The sequence below is a fragment of the Actinomycetospora flava genome, from assembly GCF_037400335.1.
Classification (GTDB): Bacteria; Actinomycetota; Actinomycetes; order Mycobacteriales; family Pseudonocardiaceae; genus Actinomycetospora; species Actinomycetospora flava.
Genome location: NZ_JBBEGM010000008.1, coordinates 270,917 through 295,310 on the forward strand (window position 1 = coordinate 270,917; position 24,394 = coordinate 295,310).

Sequence of the window (24,394 nt, forward strand, 5' to 3'; positions counted from 1 at the left end):
CCCGCATGGCGCAGGATGCGAGCACGGAGACGGCCGAACAGCGGCGTTCGCACACCCAGGACGACCTCCGCGCGCTCACCCGGAAGGTCCTGACGGTGGCCGCCTCGGTCATCCGCATCCTGACCGTGATCTTCGCGGCGATCCTGGTCATCCACGTGATCCTCGCGGTGGCCGGCGCGAACCCCGCGAACGGCATCACGATCTTCTTCCGCGACCTCGCGTCGAACCTGACGCTCGGCATCGGCGACCTGTTCATCCCGGCGAGCGAATCGCTGCGGATCATCCTCAACTTCGGTCTCGCGGCCGTCGTGTGGATCGTGATCGGAATCGTCGTGTCGAAGCTGCTCAACGCGCTCGCGCCGTAGGGACCGCACCCCGCCCGGAGTGGGGTTGCTCCCAGCCCGTGCACGGACCTGCCTCGGATAGGGTCGCGGTGATTCACCGACCAGTTCGTGGAGGTCCGTCGCGGTGGCACTCGTCGTCCAGAAGTACGGCGGCTCGTCCGTCCAGGACGCGGAGCGGATCCGCCGGGTCGCCGAGCGGATCGTGCGCACCGGCAAGGACGGCAACGAGGTCGTCGTCGTCGCCTCCGCCATGGGTGACACCACCGACGAGCTGACCGACCTCGCGATGCAGGTCCACCCGAGCCCGCCGCCCCGGGAGCTGGACATGCTCCTGACCTCCGGCGAGCGCATCTCGAACGCCCTGCTCGCCATGGCGATCAACGCCCAGGGCGGGCGCGCGCGCTCGTTCACCGGGTCGCAGGCCGGCATGATGACCACGGGCAAGCACGGCGACGCGCGGATCGTCGACGTCACGCCCGGCCGTATCCACGCCGCCCTCGCCGAGGACCACATCGCGCTCGTCGCGGGGTTCCAGGGCGTCAGCGTGGACTCGAAGGAGATCACGACCCTCGGCCGCGGCGGCTCGGACACGACTGCGGTGGCGATGGCCGCCGCGATGAAGGCCGACGTCTGCGAGATCTACACCGACGTCGACGGCGTCTACTCGGCCGACCCGCGCATCGTCCCCGACGCGAAGCTGCTCGAGACCATCACCTACGAGGAGATGCTCGAGATGGCCGCGTGTGGGGCCAAGGTGCTGCACCTGCGCGCCGTGGAGTACGCGCGCCGCGAGAACGTGCCCCTGCGGGTGCGCTCGTCGTACAACGACAAGCCCGGCACGACGATCGTCGGGTCCATCGAGGAGCTCAGCGTGGAACAGGCGGTCCTCACCGGCGTGGCGCACGACCGGTCCGAGGCGAAGGTGACCGTGGTCGGCGTCCCCGACCAGCCCGGCTTCGCGGCGCGCATCTTCCGCGCCGTCGCGGACGTCGACGTCAACATCGACATGGTGCTGCAGAACATCTCGCACCTGAAGACGGGCAAGACCGACGTGACGTTCACGCTGCCGGTCAAGGACGGCCCGCGGGCGGTCGACGCGCTGAGCGCGATGAAGTCGGAGGTCGGCTTCGAGGACGTCCTCTACGACGAGCATGTCGGCAAGGTGACGCTGGTCGGCGCGGGCATGCGCAGCCACCCGGGCGTCACGGCCACCTTCTGCGAGTCCCTCGCCGTCGCGGGCGTGAACATCGAGATGATGAACACCTCGGAGATCCGCATCTCCGCGCTGATCCGCGACACCCAGCTCGACGACGCCGTCCGGGCCCTCCACTCCGCCTTCGACCTCGGGGGCGACGAGGAGGCCGTGGTGCACGCAGGAACAGGACGCTAGCCATGACGACACTCGCCATCGTCGGGGCCACCGGTGCGGTCGGCTCCGTCATGATCGACATCATCGACGCGCGCGAGAGCGTGCCGTGGAGCGAGATCCGGCTGATCGCCTCGCCCCGGTCGGCCGGCAAGCGCCTGAAGGTCCGCGGCGAGGAGATCGAGGTCGTCGCGCTGTCGCCGGAGGCGTTCGACGGCGTGGACATCGCGATGTTCGACGTCCCCGACGCCGTCAGCGCCGAGTGGGCGCCGGTCGCGGTGTCGCGCGGGGCGATCGCCGTCGACAACTCCGGCGCGTTCCGGATGGACCCCGAGGTGCCGCTCGTGGTGCCCGAGGTGAACGCCGACCAGGCCCACGAGCGCCCCAAGGGCATCGTGTCCAACCCGAACTGCACGACGCTGTCGATGATGGCGGCGCTCGGCGCGCTGCACCGGGCGTTCGGCCTGCGCGAGCTGGTCGTCGCGAGCTACCAGGCGGCGTCCGGCGCGGGCCAGGAGGGCATCGACCGCCTGCAGGCCGAGCTCGCCGCCGTCGCCGGCAAGGGCGTCGGCCACCGTCGAGGGGACGTCGCGGAGGTCATCGCGGCCGCCGGCCTCCCGGACGAGTCGCCGTTCCCCGCGCCGCTGGCGATGAACGTTGTGCCGTTCGCCGGGTCGGTGCGCGACGGCGGGTGGACCTCCGAGGAGCTCAAGGTCCGCAACGAGTCGCGGAAGATCCTGGGGCTGCCCGACCTCAAGGTCTCCGCGACGTGCGTGCGGGTCCCGGTCGTCACGACGCACTCGCTGTCGGTCCACGCGACCTTCGACCGCGAGGTCGACGTCGCCACCGCCCAGCAGCTGTTCGCGGCCCAGCCGTCGATCGTGCTGGTCGACGAGCCGGAGGCGAAGCGCTTCCCGACGCCGGCCGACGTCGTCGGCGAGGACCCGACCTACGTCGGCCGGATCCGCCAGGCGCTCGACTTCCCCAACACCCTCGACTTCTTCGTGTGCGGCGACAACCTGCGCAAGGGCGCGGCGCTGAACACCTACGAGATTGCCGAGGAGCTCGTCCGGAGCTGACGGAGCGCATCCCCGACCTGCTCCCGCTCACCGGCCATCACCCGGATGGTCGGCACCCGCCGCGGGATTCGGTGACCTACCGTCGTTGACGGTCGGTCCTGGATCGACGCTCGGGGGGCGTGATGGCTGGCTACCGTTCATCTCGGCCGTCGGTCTTCGTCAGCTACCGCCGCGCCGACAGCTCGCACGTCGCCGGTCGGCTCCAGGCCCGCGTGTCGGAGCGGCGTCCCCGCGTCGATGTCTTCATGGACGTCGACGCGATCGCCCCGGGCGCGGACTTCGCCGAGGCCATCAACGAGGCCGTCCTGGCCTCGCACGTCGTGCTGGTCCTCATCGGGACGCGCTGGAACGAGGACCGGCGGCTCTCGCGGCGCGACGACGTCGTCGCGCTCGAGGTGCGGGCCGCGCTGCGCGGAACGGCGCGCCTCATCCCCGTCCTCGTCGACGGCGCCGACATGCCCCCCGAGGAGGAACTGCCCGAGGACCTCCGACCTCTTGCGCCGGCAGGCGATGCGGCTGGATCACGCGACGTTCATGCGGGACAGCGACCACCTGATCGCGACGATCCGGAAGGGGCTGCCCCGTGGGTTCGCGAGGTGGCCGAGGTCTCGGCTCGCCGGCGCGGTCGTCGTGTCCCTGGCCGGCGTCGTCGCGCTGATGATCGTGTTCGTACCGTGGGCCTTCCCCGAACCGTTGCCGCAGCCACCGGCGCCGGCGTGCACGGCGGTCGGTGGGGACGTCGCGGCTCTCCTCGGCGACGCCCTGGTCCGGCGAGGGAACGACGACCCCGCCGTGCCGACGTTCGCGGCCACCCCCGGGTCGTTGCGCATCACGGCACCGCCCGGCTCGGACGTCCGCACTGAACAGGGCCGCATCACCGCGCCGTCGCTGCTCGTCCCCGTCGACGGCGACTTCGTGCTCGAGACGGAGATCGACCTCGTCCCCCTGGTCGCGTACCAGGCCGCCGGTCTGCTCGTGATGCGCGACGTCGACGACTACGTCCGGCTCGAACGCGGTATCGGGGACTTCGACGCGGTCGCGCTCGAGTTCTCGCGCGACGCCCGGCACGTCAAGGTGCACGGGCCCTTCCGTGGGGATCCCCAGCCCATCCGTACCGAGACCGTCGCGGTGGGCCTCCGGCTGGTCCGGACCGGGGAGACGGTCCGGGCGTCGTGGCGGGATGTGGCTGCCGACGGCCAGTGGCGTGCTTTGAGTGGGGAGGTTCCCTTCGCCGGGCCCGCCTCGGTCGGCGTGGCCGTGCTCAATACCGGAGCGGCGGCCGACGCCGAGAACTTCGCGGTGAGCGTGCGGCGCCTGTCGTTGACCTGCGGCTCGTCGACGTGACACAGAGCCCTTTTCTTGACCCGTTCCAGTCTCGGTGGCAACGTGAGTCGATATGAGGCCCACGACCGGTTCCCGGGACGACGACGCGGACACCCCCGCGGTCGTCCCCGAGGCCGGACCGGCCCCGGACCCGCGGCACCACGTCGCCGACCCGCGAGCGCGGCTGCGCGCGGCGGGCTTGCGCGTCACCGCGCCCCGGCAGGCGGTGCTCGGTGTCCTGGGCGAGTCCCCGCACTCCACGGCCGAGGCCGTGGCGTCGGCGGTCCGCGCCCGCCTGGGGTCGGTGAGCACGCAGGCCGTGTACGACGTCCTCGCCGCGTGCGTGGACGCCGGGCTGGTGCGCAGGATCGAGCCCGCGGGCTCGGCGGCGCGCTACGAGACGCGGACCGGCGACAACCACCACCACGTGGTCTGCCGGTCCTGCGGGGCGACCGCCGACGTCGACTGCGTCGTCGACGAGCGGCCGTGCCTGACCCCCTCGGACGCGAGCGGCTTCGTCGTCGACGAGGCCGAGGTCGTGTTCTGGGGGACGTGCCCGACGTGCACGGCAGCCGGAGTGGGTAACCGGGAATCCCGGCGCGCTGTGCGCGGCGCCGTCGCGGTCCTGCACGAGAGCCACCACCACGTCTGAGAGGCGAACGTGACCAGTACGAATCGCTCCTACGCCACCGATGACGCCGGCATCCCGGCCCCCAGTCACGAGTTCTCCGCCACGGTCGGCACGAACGGGCCGCTGGTCCTCCAGGACCACTACCTGATCGAGCAGATGGCGAACTTCAACCGGGAGCGGATCCCGGAGCGCCAGCCGCACGCCAAGGGTGCCGGGGCGTTCGCGAAGTTCGAGGTCACGCAGGACGTCACCGCCTACACCAAGGCCGCGGTCTTCCAGCCGGGCGAGACGACCGAGGGCCTCATCCGCTTCTCGACGGTCGCCGGTGAGCGTGGCAGCCCCGACACCTGGCGCGACCCGCGTGGCTTCTCGCTGAAGCTCTACACGCGCGAGGGCAACTGGGACATGGTCGGCAACAACACGCCGGTCTTCTTCATCCGTGACCCCATGAAGTTCCAGAACTTCATCCGCTCGCAGAAGCGCCTGGCCCGCAACGGCCTGCGCGACCACGACATGCAGTGGGACTTCTGGACGCTCTCGCCCGAGTCGAAGCACCAGGTCACCTGGCTGATGGGTGACCGCGGCCTGCCCGAGACCTGGCGGCACATGAACGGCTACGGCAGCCACACCTACATGTGGATCAACGCTGCCGGCGAGGAGTTCTGGGTGAAGTACCACTTCATCTCGGACCAGGGCATCAAGTGCCTGACCCAGGAGGAGGGTGACCGCCTCGCCGGGGCGGACGCCGACTACCACCGCCGCGACCTCTACGAGGCCATCGAGCGCGGGGAGTTCCCGACCTGGACCCTGAAGGTGCAGATCATGCCCTTCGAGGACGCCAAGACCTACCGGTTCAACCCGTTCGACCTGACCAAGGTGTGGCCGCACGGCGACTACCCCCTGCAGGAAGTCGGGAAGCTGACGCTGAACCGCAACCCGGTCGACTTCCACACCGAGATCGAGCAGGCCGCGTTCGAGCCGAACAACCAGCCCCCGGGGCTCGGCCTCTCGCCGGACAAGATGCTGCTGGCCCGCGGGTTCTCCTACGCGGACGCGCACCGCGCCCGGCTCGGGGTCAACTACAAGCAGATCCCGGTCAACTCCCCGCAGGGCACCGACGCCCACCCGTATACGGTGGCCGGCGCCATGCGCGTCGTGAACGCGCCGGACCCGGTCTACGCGCCCAACACCAAGGGCGGCCCGCAGACGACCGAGACGATCCAGCCGCCGTCGTGGTACTCCGACGGCGAGATCCAGCGCGTCGCCTACGTGGCGCACCCCGAGGACTCCGACGAGGTCCAGGCCCGCACGATGATGCTCGAGGTCTGGGACGACGCCGCGCGCGACCGCTTCGTCGAGAACGTCTCCGGCCACCTCGCCGACGGTGTCGGCGACGACGTGCTGGCCCGCGCGTTCGACTACTGGAAGTCGATCGACGAGGGCATGGGACAGCGCGTCGAGGACCGTGTCCGGGAGCTCACCGGCAAGCAGGACAAGGTGCTCAGCCAGAGCTGATCTGAGCCCAGCCTCACCTCACGCGGCCCGTCTCACACCACGAGACGGGCCGCGTGGTGGTTTTCCACGCCGCTCCGGGGCATCCTTAATCTGGAACCGTTCCAAACAACGGTGTCGAAGGAGCTGAGAAGCATGGCCACCACGCCCATCACCAGCCCGCTGGCCGACGACGCGAAGCAGACCGTCGGGGCGGTCCTACAGGACTCGCTGGCGGACTTCATCGACCTGTCCCTGACCGCCAAGCAGTGGCACTGGAACGTCGTCGGGACCAACTTCCGCGAGGCGCACCTGCACCTCGACGAGCTGGTCGACCTCGCGCGCACCTACTCCGACGAGGTCGCCGAGCGCGCCGCCGCGCTGGGCGCCTCGCCCGACGGGCGCGCCGAGACGGTCGCGAAGAGCAGCGGCCTGCCCACCACCGACGAGGGGTGGCGCAAGGTCGAGGACGTCAACCAGGCGGTCGTCGAGCACCTCGCGACGCTCATCGCGCGCATGCGCGAGCGCATCGCGGCCACCGACGAGCCGGACCCGGTCACCCAGGACCTGCTCATCGGGCAGACGGCGAAGCTCGAGGAGGCCCACTGGATGTGGCAGGCCAAGACGGCCTGATCCACCCTGTCGCCCGATCTGAGCGAAGGGGCCCTTCGGTCGAACTAGTCGACCGGCGGGGCCCTTCGCTCGTCCCGGGGTGAGCGGAGCAGTTCCGGCGAAGGGTGCCCCTCGCTCGTCTATCCGAGCGAAGGTGCCCTTCGGTCAGAACGTCACGCCGGCACGGGCAGGCCCAGGGCCTCGCGGGCGAAGGCGATCTCGGCGACCGTGTGCTTGAGCGTCTCCGCGACGACGAGGGACCCGTGACCGGCGTCGTAGCGCACCATCGCGTACGGCACCTCGCGCGCGGCGAGCGCGTCGAGGTAGTTGTCGATCTGGCGGATGGGGCAGCGCGGGTCGTTCTCGCCGGCCAGCACGAGCACCGGCGCGCGCACCTGGTCGACCCAGGTCAGCGGCGAGGCCTCGGCGTAGCGGTCGGGGACCTCGGCGGGCGAGCCGCCGAACAGCGAGCGGTCGAAGGCGCGCAGCGGCTCCATCTCGTCCTCGTAGGCCGCGAGGTAGTCGGCGACGGGGACGCCCGCGCACCCGACCGCCCAGCGCCCGGGCTGGCGGCCCAGGCCCAGCAGCGTCAGGTAGCCGCCCCACGACCAGCCCTCGAGCACGCACGCGGCCGGGTCGGCGAGGCCCGAGGACACGGCCCACTCGTGCACGGCGGCGACGTCCTCGAGCTCCGTGGTGCCCGGGCGCCCCTCGATGGCGTCCCGCCACGCCGACCCGTAGCCCGACGAGCCCCGGTAGTTCACGTGGACCACCGCGAAGCCGGCGTCCACCCACACCGCGCGCACCGGGGACCAGCGGTCCTCGTCGGCCGCCTGCGGGCCACCGTGGATCATGAAGACGGTCGGGACCGGGCCGGTGGTGCCCGCCGGGCGCGCCCAGAGCGCGTGCACCGGCCCGCCGGGTCCCTCGACCCACGCGTCGTCGAGCGCCACCGAGGGCTCGGGCCGGTCTCCGGGCGGGGCGAGCAGCTCGGTGTCGGTGCCGTCGGGGTGCAGCGCGCGCACCGACGACGGGTGGGCCGCCGAGGACCAGCCGTACTCGACGGTGCCGTCGGGGCGCACGTCCGCGCCGCCGACCGAGCCCGCGGCGGTGGGCAGGTCGGTGAGCTCGCCGGTCGCGAGGTCGTAGCGGTGCAGCGTCGTGCGGCCCGCGCGGGTGTGGGCGACGAGCAGGGCGGACGCGTCCGGGTAGAAGCCGGCCGAGAGGTCGCCGGGCAGGTCGATCGCCACCTCGGTCTCGGTGTCGGTGGCGAGGTCCCAGATCAGCAGCTCGTCGCGCCCACGGCGCTCGTGCCCGACGAGCAGGCGCCGGTCGCCCTCGACGGGCGCGAACTCGATGGGGTCGAGGCCCCGGCCCTCGCCGTCGTGGCGCTCGCCGACGGTCGCGCCGTCGGCGAGACGCAGCACCCGGATCGCGGGGTGGCGGGAGTCGCCGTGCTCGGCGTGCGAGATCGCCAGCAGCGTCTCGTCGCGGGAGAGCGCGCCGATGCCCGCGTCCTCGGTGTGGCGGTAGACGACGCGCGCGTCCCCACCGTCCTCGCTCACCGCGAGCGTCGACCCGTCGTCGGTCGACCACCCGACGGCCACCGTGCGCCGCCCGAGCTCCAGCCCGGCGGGGTAGCCCGGCGCCGCGCCGGCGACCGCGGGTGTCGCCTTCCCGCCCTCGAAGGGCTCGGAGACCCAGACCCCGAACTCGTCGCCGTCGTGGTCGTCGAACCACCAGATGCTGCTGCCGTCGGTGCTCGCGGCGCCGCCGCGGGTGCCCTGCGGGCGGTCGGTGACGCGCCGGTGGGTGTCGCTCGCGCGGTCCCAGGCGTAGATCTCCCAGGTCCCGGTGGCGTTCGAGGAGTAGACGCTGCGCTCCGGAGCGTCGCGGGCCCAGTCCGGCACCGAGACCCGCGCCGCCGTGAAGCGGCCCCGCCACCGCGCCTCGGCGGCGGGATCGGCGAAGAGGGTGTCGGGGATGTCCGGGGCCGGGTCCGAGCGGCGGGGCGACGTCGGGGTCATGCCCCGGATCCTGCCTGCCGGGGTGCCGGGACGGCGGCGCGGAGGGGTCGTGGGCGAGGATGGTCACGGGGGGAGGGACCGTGAACGCACTGGATCCCGCCGACGAATTCGGCGAGGACGACGAGGAGACGCCGCCGAACATGGCGCGCGTGTTCGACTTCGCCATCGGCGGCACCGAGAACCTGCAGGTCGACCGGGAGTTCTCCGCCGAGGTCGACCTGGTGATGCCGGGGATGAGCGCGCTCTGCCGCGACCACCGCCGGTTCTCCGCGGCCGTCGTAGACCACTGGTGCGCCGAGGGCGTCGACCAGTTCCTGGAGCTCGGATCCGGCCTGCCGACCGTCGACCACGTCCACACCCGCGCCCGCCGGACCCACCCCGGGGCGCGGGTGGCCTACGTCGACTGGGACGCCCGGACCGTCGCGCACGCCCGGCGCCTGGTCGCCGGTGAGCAGGGCGTGTCGGTCCTGCACGCCGACGCCGGCGACGCCGCCGCGGTGCTCGGCTCGCCCGAGGTGAGCGAGGTCCTCGACCTCTCCCGCCCGGTCGGGGTGCTGGCCGTCGGGGTCCTGCACTACGTGCACGACGACGCGGCCGCCGCCGAGGCCGTGCACGTCTACACCGACGCGCTCGTGCCGGGCAGCGGGCTGGCCATCTCGCACCTGACGTCGACGGCGCGCGAGGACATCCACGCCTGGGCGACGATGAACCACGGCGGCTGGAGCTACGCGCCGCGGCTGCGCGACCCCGCGGACATGGCGCCGTGGCTCACCGGGTTCTCGGTCGTCGGGCCGGGATGGGTGTCGGCGCCCGACTGGCGCCCCGAGCCGCCCGCCCCCGGGCCGGAGATCACAGCGAGCGGGCTCTGGGGCGTGGTCGCGCGGCGGGGATGATGGCCCCGTGATCGGCACCCAGCGCCACGACGCCGCGGTCCACGAGGTCCGCATCGACCGCACCGAGCGCCGCAACGCCCTCGACACCGCGCACTGCCGCGACCTGCACGCCGCCGTCGACGCCGCGAGCGCCGACGGGGCCCGGGCGCTCGTGCTGACCGGCGAGGGCACGGCGTTCTGCTCCGGCGCCGACCTCGACACGGTCGGCGACCCGGACTTCCTCGCCGCGCTCTACGGCATGCTGCACCGGCTCACCGAGATCCCCGTGCCCGTGGTCGCCGCGGTGCACGGCCCGGCGATCGGCGCGGGCACCCAGCTCGCGCTCGCCGCGGATCTGCGCGTCGTCGACACCCCCGGCGTGTTCGGGCTGCCGACCGCCGCGCTCGGCCTCGCCGTCGATCCGTGGACGGTGCGCCGGCTCGCCCTCGTCGCGGGCGGGGGCGCCGCCCGGCGGATACTGCTCGCCTGCGAGCGCCTCGACCACGACGCCGCTCGCGCGGCCGGGCTCGTCGATCGCGTCGGCGACCGCGACACCGCGCTGGCCTGGGCCACCGAGATCGCCGCGCTCGCCCCGCTGACCCTGGCCTACAACAAGCTCGCCGTCGCCCGCCTGCTCGAGGACGCGCCGGTGCCCGACGAGGTCGCCGCGGCGTTCGATGCGTGCTGGGCGAGCGAGGACCTGCAGGAGGGCCGGAAGGCGCGCGAGGAGAAGCGCGCGCCGACCTTCCGGGGCCGCTAGGAGCCGCCCGGCCAGTGCGCCAGCGTGTGGATGTACTGCTGGCGCACGCCCTCGATGCGCTCGTCGAGGTCCTCGCGGGTCCAGTCCGAGACGTCGATCGGCGGCAGCACGGCCACCTGCACGACACCCGGGTGGATGATCATCGCGTTGCGGCTCATCAGCTCGCCGGTGTTGCGGAAGACGAGCGGGACGATCGGCACGCCGGCCTGCATGGCCAGGTGGAACGCGCCCTTCTTGAACTTCCCGGGCGTCGGGGTGGGCGAGCGGGTGCCCTCCGGCGCGATGACGATCGACGTCCCCGCGCGCAGGCGCTCGACGGCCGGCTCGAGGGCCTTGCGGGCCTGGGCGTTGTCGGCGCGGTCGATGAACGCCGTCTCGAGCAGGCGCATGAGCCCGCCGAACAGCGGGTCGTTGGCGAGCTCCTTCTTCGCCACCGGCGCGAAGTTGCCGCGCAGCAGCCCGCCCAGCACGAGCACGTCGAGCTGGCTCTGGTGGTTGAACAGGAAGACCGCGGGCTGCGCCTCCCAGATGTGGCGCGCGCCGTGCACGTCGAGCGAGACCCCCGACGCCATCAGCGACAGGTCGCCGCCCAGCCCGATGCCGAGGTTGAGCCCGGCGCGCCGGGAGCCGCCGAGCAGCCCCAGCCCGAGACCGGTCGCGAACCCGCCCATCATCCCGGCGAAGGTCGCCGCGGTGCGCGCGATCTCCACCGGCGTCGTCCACGGGCGGCCCGTGAAGTCGAGGGCGGGCCAGCCACGCTCCGCGGCTGCGCGCCGCAGGCCCGCCGACGGGTTGACCGCCGCCGGGTGCGCGACCGTGGCCAGGAACGGCACGTCCTCCCCGCCGTTGGAGTAGGCGAAGCTCGCGTCGAGGTCGACGTCGTGCGCGGCGGCGAACTCCTTGACCGCGGCCGCCTTGCCCTCGCCGTACGGGGAACGGCCGTCGGGACGGCCGGTGAGCGTGCCGTCCTCGCCGACCTCCACCGCCGTGTAGATCGTGTGGTCGACGCCGAGCGCCTTCGCCGCGGGCTCCACCTGGAACCGGGTCGCCGAGCTCGCCAGGACGACCGTGTGGCCCTTCTCCAGGTGCGCCCGGATCAGCCGCCACGACTCGGGGTAGACGCTCGGGCCGATCTCGTCGCGGAAGAGCTGGTTGCCGATCTTCTCGAGCTCCTCGGGCGTGCGGCCCGCCCACGTCCGCAGCGTGATGCCGAGGAACTTGCGGAAGTCCTCCTCGCCGTGCAGACCCTGCCAGCCGCTGGCCAGCGTCTCGATCGTCGTGCGCGGGTGCAGGTCGAGGTTCTTGACGTGGTGGCGCATGAACGCGGTGACCGAGTAGCCGGCGATCACCGTGCCGTCGAAGTCGAAGAACGCGCCCACCTCGGGCCCGTCGGGCGCGTCCTCGACGGCCTGCATGAGGCCCTCGAAGGTCGGGTCAGGGTCGGACACCCGCGGACTCCTGTCGGTTCGTCGCGTCGGTCTCGTCGATGGCCACGACACGCTCCACGACACCGCGGATCTCGACGGCGAACGCGCGGCGCCGGGTCGCGAGGTCGGGGCCCCCGTCGGCGGGGGCGGTGTTCGGGGCGAGCAGCCCCCGGTTGGAGGCCAGCCGCAGCGCCGACGCGAACAGCTCCCGCGACAGCGACTCCGGCCCGTGCAGCTTGCCCTGCAGCAGCAGCTGCTGCCCGACGGCGGCGCAGCGCTCGAGCAGGCGGTCCTGGTCGACCGGGGTGTCCGGGTCGTGCTCGGCGAGCCGCTCGGCGACCACCCACTGGGCGTCGACGAACGAGCGCAGCACGCGGTGCGCGCACAGGAAGCGGCTCTGGCGCAGCAGCTTGCGGGTGCGGGCGATGTCGTTGTCGTCGGAGCGCCAGTCCGGGTCGATGAGCGAGAGCTCGTCGATCAGCTCGGCCCGGAAGGTCTCCTTGTCGGGGAAGAAGAACTCGTACTTCAGCAGGTCGCGCAGCTCGAGCGCGGCCTGGAAGCCCTTGGCCAGCGCGTCGCGGCCGGTCAGGTCGCCGACGTCGAGGATGGCGAGCTCGATGATCGCCCGGTTGACGAAGTGGTGGATCGCCGAGTTGCGGTAGAACGCCGCGACGATGTGGTGCCCGCTCTCGACCGAGAACACCGGCTCGGAGCCCTCGGTGTAGGCGCTGACGACCTTCTCGCGCCGCAGCGAGAGCAGGGCCTCGGCGACGCCGCCGTTGGTGCGCAGCGACGCGATGCCGGTGTGCGGCAGCCCACGGGCGTCGACGTAGTCGAGCACCGGCTCGACGACCCGCCGGACCTGGGACAGGGTCAGCGCGCGGTCGCGCACCCCGAGCAGCGCCAGCGCCGCGAGCGCGATCGGGGTCACCGGCGTCACCCGGTTGATCCGCACGAACACCTCGAACGCGGTCTTCTGCAGGGCGAGCCGGCGCACCGGGTCGTCCTCGACGGCCGCGGCGGGGTCGGACTCGGCGCGGGCGTCGAGCGCGGGGTCGTTGGCCCCGGACAGCGCGGCCCGCAGCGACAGCGGCTCGCCGAAGCTCACGTGCACACCGCCGACGGGCCGGCGCTGGGCCCGCGCGTACCCGGCGAGCCAGCGCAGGCCCTCCGGGGTCTTCTGCGCGCCGGTCTGCTCGGCCGCCATCTGGTGCACTTCCTGGAGCTGGTCGTGGATGATCGACACCGGGACGAGGTAGACGTCCTCGGTGCGCCGCCGTTCCACGGCGCTCGCCACGTCCGAGAGCAGCCCGTACTTCGGCGGGCGCAGCTTGCCGGTGCGGGTGCGGCCGCCCTCCATGTACCACTCGAGGTTGAAGCGCTTGGCGCACAGCCACGAGAAGTACTCGCGGACCACGGTCTTGTAGACCTGGTCGCCGCCGAAGCTGCGGCGGATGAAGATGATGCCGCTGCGCCGCGCGAGCTGCTCGAGCCCCAGGATGCGCAGGTTGTCGCCGCCCAGGACGTGGTTGCGCGGGAAGTCGTTGCTGCGCAGCACATCGGCCAGCACGAACGGGTCGGTGTAGCTGCGGTGCGACGGCAGGAACACCAGCGCGTGCTCGGCGTTCAGCTCCCGCAGCGGCTCGAGCCCGGCGGTGTCGGCGTGCACCGTCCACGCCTTCTCGTGCATGGGGCGCAGGACCCCGGAGAACAGGTCCACGGCGGCCGGGTCGAGCGACGCGACGATGCTCTCGAGGTCGGCGGCGGCCTCTCCTGCCACCTCGTCCTCGGGCCGCCCGGTCGCCTCGGCCAGCCGCCGGATCTCCCGGCTGAAGTGTGCCGACCCGACGATCTGGCCCGCGACCTCGCGGGGGACCTTGAAGCGGTTGCCCGTCAGGGCCCGCTCGGCGCGGTCGAGCGCGAGCGTGGCCTGCCGCGCCACGAACCGCACGAAGTCGGCGGTGTCGATCGCCGAGCGCTCGCGGCGGTGGCGGCGCATCAGCTCGCGGACCGTCGCGGGCCGGCCGACGACGACGCGGTGGTGCTGCGGGCCCCGGCGTGCCGCCCGGGCGCGCGCCCGCAGCGCCCAGCCACGCGTGAGGACGTCGGCGAGGCGCAGCAGCGTGCGGTCGGGCTCCGGGTCGGCCGACCAGACCACGCGCACCGGCACGAGCAGCGGGTTGTCGCCGCGGGTCAGGCGCCCGGCGAGCTGCTCGCCCTCGGCCGGGACCACCTCGAGGCCCCGCCCGTTCGCCATCCCGGGCCGGACGCCGGCCAGCCAGCGGTCGACCAGCCGGCGCTCGACGTTCGAGGGCGCGTCGACGAGGACGACCAGCGGCCGGTCGCCCGAGTCCGGGAGCGTCGCCGTGTCGTCCAGCGTGCTCAACGCCGCACCTCCGCCCTCGCGACGTCGCCTGCCCCGCCGACGAGCCGCCCGTCGCTGCAGCTCCTGGTCCATCCGGACCCTACCCGGTGGAGTGGTGCGCCGACCTCCGGTGAGTGTCGATCGCCCACCGCGTGCGATCGGGCATGCACGGGTACGCACACCGGGATCGTTGATCGTCGAAAGAACTGAGGAGCACTGTCGTGCCCACCATGCGCGCCGTCCAGGTCCCGCACGCCGGGGGAGACCTCGAGCTCGTGGAGCGGGAGGTCCCGACGCCCGGTCGCGGCGAGGTCCGCGTCCGGGTGGAGGCCTGCGGGGTCTGCCACAGCGACATGTTCGCCAAGGAGGGCGTCATGCCGGCGACGCCGTTCCCGATCGTGCCCGGGCACGAGGTCGTCGGGCGCGTCGACGAGGTCGGTCCCGACGTGCTCGGCGACTGGACCGCGGGCGACCGCGTCGGCGTCGGCTGGTTCGGCGGCGCCTGCCACCACTGCGACGCGTGCCGGCGCGGCGACTTCATCACCTGCGAGAACGGGCGCATCCCCGGCGTCACCTTCGACGGCGGCTACGCGGAGGCCGTCGTGGTGCCCGCCGACGCGCTCGCCCGGGTGCCCGACGAGCTGTCGTCCGAGGAGGCCGCGCCGCTCATGTGCGCGGGCGTGACGACCTACCACGCGCTGCGATCGAGCCCGGCGCGTCCGGGCGACCGGGTCGCGGTGCAGGGGGTCGGCGGACTCGGACACCTCGGCATCCAGTTCGCCGCGCGGATGGGCTTCGAGGTCGTCGCGGTCTCCCGCGGCCGCGACAAGGAGGACCTCGCCCGCAAGCTCGGCGCCCACGACTACATCGACAGCGAGGCCGTCGACCCCGGCCGGGCGCTCGCCGAGAAGGGCGGCGCCGCGGTGGTGCTCGCCACCGCCACGAACGGCGCGGCGATCTCCGGGCTGATCCCGGGCCTCGACCGCCGCGGGCAGCTGCTCGTCGTCGGCGCCGCCGAGACCCCGCTGCAGGTGGACGCGATGAGCCTCATCGGGCCCGTCGCGAGCATCGCGGGCCACGCGTCGGGCACCTCGATCGACTCCGAGGACACCCTGCGCTTCTCGCGGCTCACCGACGTCCGGCCGATGATCGAGACGATGCCGCTGGAGCGGGCCGCCGAGGCCTACGACCGGATGATGGCGAACGACGCGCGGTTCCGGATGGTGCTGACCACCGGACAGTGATCGTCAGGCGGGCGCGGTGAAGCCCTGGGCGATCTTCGTGAACGCCCAGGGCGCCTGCGCGATCCCGCTGCAGTCGTCGGCCTCGTCCTCGGTGCCGGGGCACGAGCCGTTGTCGCGCGCGAGCGCCCAGAACCCGACGCCGCCGTAGCCGTTGCCGCGGGCGTCCTCGACCACGGCGCGGGCGTCGTCGGGCGAGGTGGTCATGTCCATGTCGTTGCGCCCGAGCATGAACGTGACCCCGGTGCGCCGGCGGACGTCGGCGGGCTCGCTGCCCGGCCACATCGCCTCGAGCTGGCCGACGGCGCTGCGGGTCGCGCCGATCATCGCGTCGGCCCAGGAGCCCTCGTACTCGAAGTTCATGACCATGACGTTGACGCGCGCGGCGACCCCGGCCGTCGTGGCGGCCTGCACGAGGTCGCGGGCGTCCTCGCTGAGCCCCTCGGCCACGCCGTCGATCTGCACGGTGAGCGTGACCCGGGTGCCGCGCTGGTGCTGGAGCAGCGCGAGCGCCTCGGCGATCCGCTGCGAGGACACCGTGCGCCCGCGGTCGGTCTCGACGTCGACGTCGAGGTGGTCGGCACCCACGGCGTCCAGCGCGGTCGCGTAGGCGCGCGCCAGCGACGGGGCGTCCGGGCAGGCCTTCTCGAGGTAGTCGCCGAGCGCCCCGCCCGACGAGACGGTCATCCGCCCGCCGCGCTGCTTCAGGCCCGCGATGCGCGCCATGACGGCCGGGTCGCGCAGCGCCGTCGTGCCGCCCCAGGTCGGCGCGCACGACCCGTCGGCGCCGGCGAGGACGAACGCGAGCACGACGTCGGCGTGCCCGGTCGCGTCGGCCATGTCGGTCATCGTCGGCAGCGGCGGGGTGGTCAGGTCGACGTAGGGGGCGAACGCGACCTCGGGCAGCGGCCCGTCGGGCGCGGCGACGCCGGGGCGGCGCGGGGCGTCCGCGGTGCTTCCGGCGACCTCGGCGAGCGCGGGTTCGGGCGTCGGCGTCTCCCCGGTGACCACCGGCGCGGTGACGAGCACCGCGATCAACGTGGCGAGCAGGCTGGCGCGCAGCGACGGTCGGGCCACCGGGCGCCGGGTGCGGCTCAGGCGCCCGCGACGTCGTCGGCCACGGCGTCGTTCTCGGGCTCGTCCGGGGCCACGACCGGTGCCGGCGCCACGCGGGGCTGGACCTGCCGCTGGGCGGCGGGGACCTCCGGCGCCACGACGACCGCGCGCGGCGTGGTGCGGGGCACGCGCGGGGTGGTCGACCGCGGCGTGGCGCGCGTCGTGGTGGTCGCGCGCGCCGAGCGCTTCGTGGTGGTCGGCTCGACCTCGGCGACGTTGCGGGCGTCGACGGTCGGCGGCGCCACCGCCGGCGCGGGCGGGGCCAGGGTCGGCGGGGGGAGCAGCGTCGGCGAGGCGGTCGGCCCGACCGGGCCCGCCACCGCGCCGACGGCGACCACGCCGACGTAGGACGCGCACACGGCCGTCGCGGCGATCGCGGCGAGGCGCCAGTGCTTGGCCCGGCGCCCGGTGCCGTCCGCGAAGACCGGCGTGACGGGGTCCTGGTCGGCGACGCCGGGCGCGGGCGGGGCGACGAGCGCCCGGTCGGCCCGGCGCCGGCCGGCGCGCGGCTGGGAGCTGATCAGCGTCGTCGTCGCCCGCGCAGCGATCTCGGAGGGGTCGGACCGGCGGGCGGCGGGGCGCTTGGCCGGCGCGGCGGGCCGGTCGGGGCCGGCGACCGCGGTGGTCGGGGCGGGGGTCGGGGCCGGCGCGTCCGCGGGGGTGCGCGTCGCCGCCGTGCGGGGGGCGGCCGTGGGAGCGGGGGCGGGGCCCGGGGTGTCGCGGCGGGTCGCGGCGGTGGGAGCGGCGGTGACCTGCGGGGGCACGGCTCCCGTCGGCGCCGCGGGCTGCGGGGGCCGCGCGGGACGGATCGCCGGGACGCCGGGGAGCGAGGGGTGGTCGCCGAGGCGAGCGGGGCCCGCCGGCGTCGACCGGGGCTCCGGGGCACGGCGGGGCGCGGGCACGGCACCGGCGCCGGCGGGGGCGTCGGGCAGGGCACGAGCGCGGGTGCCGGTCGGCGCCGGCGACTCCGCGGGCGTCGCGGCGAGGATGTCGGCGAGACGCGGCGTGCGGCGGGGCTCCTCGGGGAGGTCCGGCACCGCGCGGAGACGCCGGGAGGGCCGGTCGGCCCCGGCGCCGGCGTCCGGGTCGGCGTGGCGCGAGTGCCGGCCGCTCGCGGGCGCGGCCAGGTCGGCCGGCTCGGCCGGTGTGGCCGACGCGGCGTGGCGTCCCGCGGGCGGCAGTGAATCCCGTCCGTGTCGCATGAAGTCCCCGATCGTGTGACAGTCCCCCGACAGGGTGATGCAGATAGGCCATCGTCGGTCGACATCCTGTCGTTACCGGACGGAGACCGCCACGTGTGTGATGCGGACGAGGGAACGAACGTCACTGGTCCGGAACGACGAAGGCCCCCATCCACACGGTGGATGGGGGCCTTGGACGGCAGTGTCGGGGTGGCGGGATTCGAACCCACGGCCTCCTCGTCCCGAACGAGGCGCGCTACCAAGCTGCGCCACACCCCGGAGGCGATCGCGCAGAACAGACTCTACCCGTCGGCCCCCGAGCGGGCCGACGGGGGATGCCCCTCGCGGATGCCGGCGCCCGTCCGCGCCGCTGCGCCGTCCTGGGCGCGCGGCACGAGCTCGAGCAGCGTCGCCTCGGGACGGCACGAGAAGCGCGCGGGCGCGTAGGGCGAGGTGCCCAGACCGGCCGAGACGTGCAGGCGCATGCGCTCGCCCCAGCGGGAGGCGCCGCGGGCCCGGGAGCGGTCGAGACCGCAGTTGGTGACGATCGCGCCGTAGCCGGGCAGCCGCAGCTGGCCGCCGTGGGTGTGCCCCGCGAGCACGAGGTCGTAGCCGTCGGCGGCGAAGGCGTCGAGCACGCGCGGCTCGGGGGAGTGGGTCAGCCCCAGGCGCAGGTCGTACGGCCCGTCGGCCGGGCCGGCGATGCGGTCGTAGTCGTCGCGGCCGATGTGGGGGTCGTCGACGCCGCCGGCGGCGATCCGCACGCCGTTCACGGTGAGCGTGTGCCGGGCGTGCGTGGCGTCCAGCCACCCGTGCTCGAGGAACGCCGCCCGCAGGTCGCGCCACGGCAGCTCGGGGCCGAGGACCCGGTGCTGGGGGCGGAACAGGTAGTGGCTCGGGTTCTTGGGCTTGGGCCCGTGGTAGTCGTTGCTGCCCCAGACGACCAGACCCGGCCTGTCGAGCAGCGTGCCGAGCGCCCGGAGCACCTCCGGGACGGCCCGGGGGTGGGACAGGTTGTCGCCGGTGTTCACGACCAGGTCCGGCTCCAGGGCGGCGAGGCCCTCGACGAACCGGCGCTCGAAGCGCTGGCCGGGGCGCAGGTGCAGGTCGGAGACGTGCAGCACCCGCAGGCTGCGGCCCGCGGCCGTCACGGGGTCGAGCACCTCGAGTCGTGCCCGGCGCAGCGTGAACCACTGCCGCTCGATGCCGACGGCGTAGCCGAGCCCGAGCGCGCCGGCGGCGGTGACGCCGGCGCCGACCTGCGCGGTGCGCCGCAGGAGCCCGCTCATCCGCCACCTCCGTTCGCGGCGCCGGCCAGCGGCGGCCCGACCGGCGGCGAGGGGGCCGCCGGGACCGTCCCGTTCGACACCTGCAGGGTCACGACCTGGTCGGGCAGCACCGAGCCCCGCGGGTTCTGGCCGACGACGGTGCCCGCCGGCGCGCGGTTGCCGACCTGCTGCTGCTGCACCTGGAAGCCGGCGTCCTGCAGCTCCTCGGTGGCCTCGTCGACCTGGTCGCCGACGACCTCGGGGATCTGCTCGTTCGAGCCGCCCTGCAGGTAGCGCGGGCTCGTCGGCGGCAGGGGTGCCACCGGCAGCGGCGCGAAGATCGGGTTCATCGCCTTGAACCAGGTCCGGGCCGGGGTGGTGCCGCCGAAGAGGTTGCCGTCACCGCACGGGAACGGCGGGCTGTCACCGCCGCCGTCGCAGAGCGTCCGGGGCGACGAGGAGTCGTCGAACGTGATGACCGCGCCCGAGTACTGCGGGTTGAAGCCGAGGAACGCCGCCGAGCGGTTGTTCTGCGTGGTGCCGGTCTTGCCCGAGAGGGGCCGGTTCCAGCCGTTCGCCGAGGCGGCGGCGGCGGCCGTGCCGCCGGGCTGGTCGTCCTTGCTCAGCCCGGTCATGAGGGTGTCGGCGAGGGCCGGGTCGACCACCTGCTCGCAAGGCTGCTCGGCCACCGGCACGGGCGCGCCGCTCGAGTCGGTGATCGCCTCGATGGGGCTCGGCGGGCACCACATGCCGCTGGAGCCCAGGGTGGCGCCGACGTTGGCGAGCTCGAGCGGGCTGGTCGGGGTGACACCGAGGGTGAAGGAGCCCTGGTTCTGCGCGCGGGCGGTGTCGGCGATCGACGTCCCGCTCGGGCCGGCGTCGGCGAGCGAGCGCAGGCCGAGCTTGACCGCCATGTCGACGACCGGCGGGACGCCCGTGGTCTCCATGAGCTTCACGAACCCGGTGTTCGGCGACTGCGCCAGGGCGTCGGTCATGCTCAGGAACGGGGCGAGGCCCTCCTCGGCGTTGCGCACCGGGAACGGGCGGCCGGAGCCGTCGCGGTAGATCGGCGACGCGTAGCCGTCCGGCGGGATCGGCATCTGGTAGTTGATGCCGAGCCCCTCCTCGAGCGCGGCGGCCGCCGTGAAGATCTTGTAGGTCGAGCCGGCGCCGAGGTTCACCGGTTCCCAGGGCAGCCCGTAACTGGTCTCGAGGGACTCGCCGTCGACGCCGAAGACACGGTTGGCGCCCATCGCGACGACGCGGTGCTTCTCCCGGCCGGGCTGCACCGTCGCCATGACGTCGGCGACGTTGCGCTGGCGCGCGGGGACCTCGTCGTTGAGCGCCTGCTGCATCACGTTCATGGCGTTGCGGTCGAGCGTGGTGCGGATCGTGTAGCCGCCGCGGTTGACCTGCTCGGACGAGATGCCCGCCTCGCCCAGGTAGTCGACGACGTACTTGCAGAAGAACGCGGCGTTGCCGGCGCCGATGCACCCGTTGGGCGGCGTCGCCAGCGGCTCCACGATCCCCAGGGGCGCGGCGACGGCCTCCTGCGCCTGCTGCTGGGTGATCATGCCCTGGCCCAGCATCTGGTTGATGACCTCGTTGCGCCGGCCGGTCGCGGCCTGCGGGTGGCGCGTCGGGTCGAACTGGGTCGTCGACTGCACCATCCCGGCGAGCATCGCCGACTGCGGGATCGTGAGCCGGTCGGGCGTGGTGTTGAAGTACGTCCGCGCCGCGGCGGCCACGCCGTACGAGTTGTTGCCCAGGAAGACGATGTTCAGGTAGCGCTCGAGGACCTCGTCCTTGGCCTCGCGCTTGGTGCGCCCGGAGGCGAGCTCGCGCTCGAGCTGCAGGGCGACGCGGACCTCGCGCAGCTTGCGGGCGTAGGTCGGCTCGGTGGCCTGCAGCCGCTCGGACTCGGTCTGCGCGGTGACGTAGAGCTGGTAGTTCTTGATGTACTGCTGCGTCAGCGTCGAGGCGCCCTGCTGGGTGGAGCCCGCGGTCTGGTTGGTCACCAGCGCGCGCAGCGTGCCGGTCCAGTCGACGCCGTCGTGCTCGTAGAACCGGCGGTCCTCGATGGCGACGATCGCCCCGCGCATCGCGGGCGACATCTGCTGCAACGAGACCGGCGTGCGGTTCTGCTCGTAGAGGTAGGCGACGGGGGCGCCCTGGTTGTCGGTGACCGTGGTGACACCGGGCAGCTGACCGGCCGCGAGGTCCGAGGACGTCGCGTTGACGGTGTCGCTCGCGTCGTTCGACAGCAGACCGACGCCGCCGACGAACGGAAAGGCCATCCCGGCCATGATCACGCCGGCGACCAGGCAGACCGCCAGGAGCTTCGTGATCGGCCGGACCTTCGCACCGATGTTCCGTCCGCCCCTCGCCACGGCGACGAGGGTACGCGGTGGCACGTATGGGATCTGTCGGCGCGGACCGACGCGGCGCGTCAGGCCCTGCACGGATCGTCACGGATCCTTCCGATTCGATTGTGGGGGGAACCGTGCGCTCCTAGAGTGCGTCAGACCCCAATGACGGGCCGGCCGCGCCCGGGGACCGATCCGGAGCGCGCACGGGGATCCACCTGCGGGGAGGTGTGTCCACGGACGAGGGGCCCGCACGGGGAACAGAGGGTGGGGACACGACGTGACCAACGAGTCGACGGCGCCGGCCGGGACGATCGACTGGCGGCACTCCGCGCGCTGCCGTGACGAGGACCCGGAGACCCTGTTCGTGCAGGGAGCCCTGCAGCGCGACGCACGGGAGGTGTGCAAGGCCTGCCCGGTGCGCACCGAATGCCTCGCCCACGCGCTGGACAACCGCGTCCGCTTCGGGGTCTGGGGCGGCATGACCGAGCGCGAGCGCCGCGCGCTGCTCAAGCGGCGCCCGGACGTCATCTCGTGGGCGGCGCTGCTCGAGTCGGCACGGCGCGCAGCGCTCGCGAGCCCGCCGGCCAACCCGAGCGCCCCGGCGGCCCGCCGCACCGCGCGGCCCGCCCGCCCGGCGACCGGCGCCGCGGAGGCGTCACCGGACGCCGCCGCGGGCTGAGGTCCCGGTCCCTCAGGACGCCAGCCGGCGGCCGATCTCGCGCAGGCCGTCGAGGTCGTGCACGTCGGTGGCCATCGCGGGCACGTCGATGATCGGCACCGTCGGGTGCGCGCGGGTGAAGCGGCCCAGCACGCGGCGCTCGCGCTCGGCGGTCTCGACGCGGTCGGCGTGCAGGCGGAGCACGGCGGCGGCGAGCTCGTCCCCGCGCGAGGCCTCGAGGGTGTCCGCGCCCTCGCGGGCCCGGGCGCCGGACAGGGCGCTGTGCACCGGGTGCGTGCGGTTGAGCACGAGACCCGCCAGCGGCATCTTCTCCGCCGACAGGCGCTCGACGAAGTAGCTGGCCTCGCGCAGGGCGTCGGGCTCGGGTGCGGCCACCACGACGAACGAGGTGCCCGGGGCGCGCAGCAGCTGATAGGTCCGGTTCGCGCGCTCCTGGAAGCCGCCGAAGAGCGTGTCGAAGGCCTGCACGAACGCCGAGGCGTCCGCGAGCATCTGCCCGCCGAGGATCGTCGAGACGGCCTTGGCGAACAGGTTGAACGTCGAGCCGACGAGCTTGCGGAACGCGTTCCCGCCGGCGCGGGCCGGCGCCGAGAGCAGGCGGATCATGCGCCCGTCGAGGAACGAGGACAGCCGCTGCGGGGCGTCGAGGAAGTCGAGCGCCGAGCGCGACGGCGGGGTGTCGACGACGACGAGGTCCCAGTCGCCGGTGGCGGTGAGCTGCCCGAGCTTCTCCATCGCCATGTACTCCTGCGTCCCGGAGAACGACGTGGAGATGGTCTGGTAGAAGGGGTTGTCGAAGATCGCCTGCGCGCGGTCCGGCGTCGTGTGCCCGGAGACCATCTCGTCGAAGGTCCGGCGCATGTCCAGCATCATCGCCTGGAGCTCGCCCCCGGTCGTTCCCGGCGGCAGCGCGCCCGGCACCGTGCGCGGCTCGTTGTCGAGCTCCTCGAGCCCGAGCGACTGGGCCAGCCGACGCGCCGGGTCGATGGTCAGCACCACGACGCGCCGGCCCTGTTCGGCGGCCCGCAGCGCCAGCGAGGCGGCGGTGGTCGTCTTGCCGACCCCGCCCGAGCCGCAGCAGACGAGCACCCGGGTGGCGCGGTCGGCGAGCAGCGTGTCGAGGTCCAGGTGGCGCGGTCGCCCGGAGCGACCGGTGTCGGGGCGTGTCGTGTCGGCCATCAGCGCACTCCCTGCTCGCGCAGCAGCTCGGCGAGCTCGTAGATCCCGCCCAGGTCGACGCCCTCGGTGAGCTCGGGCAGCTCGAGCTGGGGCAGCCCGGCGGCGTCCAGCCCCGAGCGCACGGCGGCCTCGACCTGCACCCGCTCGGCGTGCTCGACGGTCTCGCTCACGAGCCCGTCCACCTCCTCGTCCTTGAGGAACAGCCCCGCGGCCTCCAGCCCCTCGCGCAGCCCGGCGCCGAGACCCGCGCCGGTGGCGGCCCCGGTGAGCGCCGTGGCCGGCAGGCGCGACGGCCGGACCCGGTTGACCAGCACCGCGCCGATGGGCAGCCCCGCCTCGCGGATCTCGTCGACGGTGTCGAGGGTCTCCTGCACGGGCAGGTCCTCCAGCTGCGTGACCAGGTGCACCGCGGTCTGCGACGAGTGCAGCAGCTCGACCACGCCCTCGCTCTGCGAGTGGATCGGGCCGGTGCGCGCGAGCGAGCCCATCGCCTTGGTGACGTCGAGGAACTTGACGACGCGCCCGGTCGGCGGGGCGTCGAGGACGACGGCGTCGTAGAGCGGGACGCGTCGGCCGCCGCGGCGGTCCTCGCCGACGGTGCGCCCGACGCACTCCTTGACCTTGCCGGTCAGCAGGACGTCGCGCAGGCCCGGGGCGAGCGTGGTCGCGAACTCGATCGCGCCCATCCGCCGCAGCGTCCGGCCCGCGAGGCCGAGGTTGTAGAACATCTCGAGGTACTCGAGCAGGGCGGCCTCGGCGTCCACCGACAGTCCGCGGACCTCGCCGCCGTCGGGGGCGACGGCGATCCGCTGCTCGGCGTAGGGCAGGGGCGGGGTGTCGAAGACCTGGGCGATGCCCTGGCGTCCCTCGACCTCGACGAGCAGGGTCCGGCGGCCCCCGGCGGCCAAGGCGAGGGCCAGGGCCGCGGCCAGGGTCGTCTTGCCCGTGCCGCCCTTGCCGCTCACCACGTGCAGCCGGGCCTCGGCGAGGGCGGCGGGCCAGCGCTGATCGGTCACGCATCCACCCTAGGCCCGGTCGACGGGGCCCGCGGCCGGTGCGCACGG

Annotated in this window: 20 protein-coding genes, 1 tRNA gene and 1 pseudogene; 12 read left to right on the plus strand and 10 right to left on the minus strand. The window is 73.9% G+C overall.

From position 1 onward, the window contains the following. Positions 1–5: 5 nt before the first annotated feature. The 8 genes and pseudogenes from WCD58_RS20160 (at position 6) to WCD58_RS20190 (ending at position 6,867) form a co-directional block, all read left to right on the plus strand. Complete coding sequence (locus tag WCD58_RS20160) at positions 6–365, plus strand: hypothetical protein (RefSeq protein WP_337704847.1); 360 nt, start codon at positions 6–8, stop codon at positions 363–365. A 103-nt stretch (positions 366–468) separates the two neighbouring features. After that, a complete protein-coding gene (locus WCD58_RS20165) occupies positions 469–1,734 on the plus strand; it encodes an aspartate kinase (protein WP_337704848.1) in 1,266 nt (421 codons plus the stop codon). Positions 1,735–1,736: 2 nt separating this feature from the next. Beyond that, on the plus strand, positions 1,737–2,789 hold the full coding sequence (locus WCD58_RS20170; RefSeq protein ID WP_337704849.1) for an aspartate-semialdehyde dehydrogenase: 1,053 nt from the start codon (positions 1,737–1,739) through the stop codon (positions 2,787–2,789). 122 nt (positions 2,790–2,911) lie between these two features. After that, a pseudogene (locus WCD58_RS33695) lies at positions 2,912–3,241 on the plus strand (toll/interleukin-1 receptor domain-containing protein); the annotation flags it as partial. Positions 3,242–3,419: 178 nt separating this feature from the next. After that, a complete protein-coding gene (locus WCD58_RS20175; RefSeq protein ID WP_337704850.1) occupies positions 3,420–4,133 on the plus strand; it encodes a DUF1349 domain-containing protein in 714 nt (237 codons plus the stop codon). Between the two features lie 163 nt (positions 4,134–4,296). Next, positions 4,297–4,764: a Fur family transcriptional regulator gene (locus WCD58_RS20180; protein WP_373696255.1), complete on the plus strand. Its 468-nt coding sequence runs from the start codon at positions 4,297–4,299 to the stop codon at positions 4,762–4,764. A gap of 9 nt (positions 4,765–4,773) precedes the next feature. Next, positions 4,774–6,258: a catalase gene (locus tag WCD58_RS20185; RefSeq protein WP_337704852.1), complete on the plus strand. Its 1,485-nt coding sequence runs from the start codon at positions 4,774–4,776 to the stop codon at positions 6,256–6,258. 132 nt (positions 6,259–6,390) lie between these two features. Then, positions 6,391–6,867 carry a Dps family protein gene (locus tag WCD58_RS20190; protein WP_337704853.1) on the plus strand — a complete coding sequence of 159 codons (477 nt, stop codon included), beginning with the start codon at positions 6,391–6,393 and terminating at the stop codon, positions 6,865–6,867. 152 nt (positions 6,868–7,019) lie between these two features. On the opposite strand, the gene WCD58_RS20195 is transcribed toward WCD58_RS20190, so the two are convergent. Next, positions 7,020–8,873, minus strand: a complete 1,854-nt coding sequence (locus WCD58_RS20195) for a S9 family peptidase (RefSeq protein WP_337704854.1) — start codon at positions 8,871–8,873, stop codon at positions 7,020–7,022. 80 nt (positions 8,874–8,953) lie between these two features. Between WCD58_RS20195 and WCD58_RS20200 the strand changes: the two genes are divergently transcribed. Together WCD58_RS20200 and WCD58_RS20205 are read left to right on the plus strand one after the other, a co-directional pair. Next, positions 8,954–9,766, plus strand: a complete 813-nt coding sequence (locus tag WCD58_RS20200; protein WP_337704855.1) for an SAM-dependent methyltransferase — start codon at positions 8,954–8,956, stop codon at positions 9,764–9,766. A gap of 7 nt (positions 9,767–9,773) precedes the next feature. Further along, positions 9,774–10,505 carry an enoyl-CoA hydratase gene (locus WCD58_RS20205; protein ID WP_337704856.1) on the plus strand — a complete coding sequence of 244 codons (732 nt, stop codon included), beginning with the start codon at positions 9,774–9,776 and terminating at the stop codon, positions 10,503–10,505. Here WCD58_RS20205 and WCD58_RS20210 read toward each other — a convergent pair. After that, entirely contained in the window at positions 10,502–11,953 is a 1,452-nt protein-coding gene (locus WCD58_RS20210) for an HAD-IB family hydrolase (protein ID WP_337704857.1), read from the minus strand. The two genes, WCD58_RS20205 and WCD58_RS20210, sit on opposite strands and share 4 nt — an antisense overlap. Beyond that, positions 11,940–14,318 carry a glycerol-3-phosphate 1-O-acyltransferase gene (locus WCD58_RS20215; RefSeq protein ID WP_337704858.1) on the minus strand — a complete coding sequence of 793 codons (2,379 nt, stop codon included), beginning with the start codon at positions 14,316–14,318 and terminating at the stop codon, positions 11,940–11,942. The genes WCD58_RS20210 and WCD58_RS20215 overlap by 14 nt, the downstream gene beginning before the upstream one ends. Before the next feature lie 209 nt (positions 14,319–14,527). On the opposite strand from WCD58_RS20215, the gene WCD58_RS20220 reads away from it, so the two are divergent. After that, positions 14,528–15,541, plus strand: a complete 1,014-nt coding sequence (locus tag WCD58_RS20220) for an alcohol dehydrogenase (protein WP_337704889.1) — start codon at positions 14,528–14,530, stop codon at positions 15,539–15,541. 3 nt (positions 15,542–15,544) lie between these two features. Here the strand turns inward: WCD58_RS20220 and WCD58_RS20225 are convergent, their stop codons facing one another. From WCD58_RS20225 to WCD58_RS20245, 5 genes are all read right to left on the minus strand, one after another. Beyond that, positions 15,545–16,615, minus strand: coding sequence for a glycoside hydrolase family 18 protein (locus WCD58_RS20225; protein WP_337704859.1), 1,071 nt, complete (start codon positions 16,613–16,615; stop codon positions 15,545–15,547). 17 nt (positions 16,616–16,632) lie between these two features. After that, the gene (locus tag WCD58_RS20230) at positions 16,633–17,856 is read right to left on the minus strand and encodes a hypothetical protein (protein ID WP_337704860.1); all 1,224 of its coding nucleotides are present in this window, start codon (positions 17,854–17,856) and stop codon (positions 16,633–16,635) included. A 184-nt stretch (positions 17,857–18,040) separates the two neighbouring features. Continuing rightward, positions 18,041–18,114: transfer RNA gene (locus WCD58_RS20235), tRNA-Pro, on the minus strand. A 23-nt stretch (positions 18,115–18,137) separates the two neighbouring features. Next, positions 18,138–19,124: a metallophosphoesterase gene (locus tag WCD58_RS20240; protein ID WP_337704861.1), complete on the minus strand. Its 987-nt coding sequence runs from the start codon at positions 19,122–19,124 to the stop codon at positions 18,138–18,140. Further along, complete coding sequence (locus tag WCD58_RS20245; RefSeq protein WP_337704862.1) at positions 19,121–21,493, minus strand: penicillin-binding protein; 2,373 nt, start codon at positions 21,491–21,493, stop codon at positions 19,121–19,123. Before WCD58_RS20245 ends, WCD58_RS20240 begins: the two co-directional genes overlap by 4 nt. A 289-nt stretch (positions 21,494–21,782) precedes the next feature. On the opposite strand from WCD58_RS20245, the gene WCD58_RS20250 reads away from it, so the two are divergent. Beyond that, the gene (locus tag WCD58_RS20250) at positions 21,783–22,151 is read left to right on the plus strand and encodes a WhiB family transcriptional regulator (RefSeq protein ID WP_337704890.1); all 369 of its coding nucleotides are present in this window, start codon (positions 21,783–21,785) and stop codon (positions 22,149–22,151) included. Positions 22,152–22,163: 12 nt separating this feature from the next. Here WCD58_RS20250 and bagB read toward each other — a convergent pair whose 3' ends face one another. Both bagB and bagA read right to left on the minus strand, forming a co-directional pair. Further along, complete coding sequence (gene bagB, locus WCD58_RS20255) at positions 22,164–23,330, minus strand: ATPase BagB (protein ID WP_337704863.1); 1,167 nt, start codon at positions 23,328–23,330, stop codon at positions 22,164–22,166. Beyond that, entirely contained in the window at positions 23,330–24,346 is a 1,017-nt protein-coding gene (bagA, locus tag WCD58_RS20260; protein ID WP_337704864.1) for an ATPase BagA, read from the minus strand. Before bagA ends, bagB begins: the two co-directional genes overlap by 1 nt. Between the last annotated feature and the right edge of the window lie 48 nt (positions 24,347–24,394).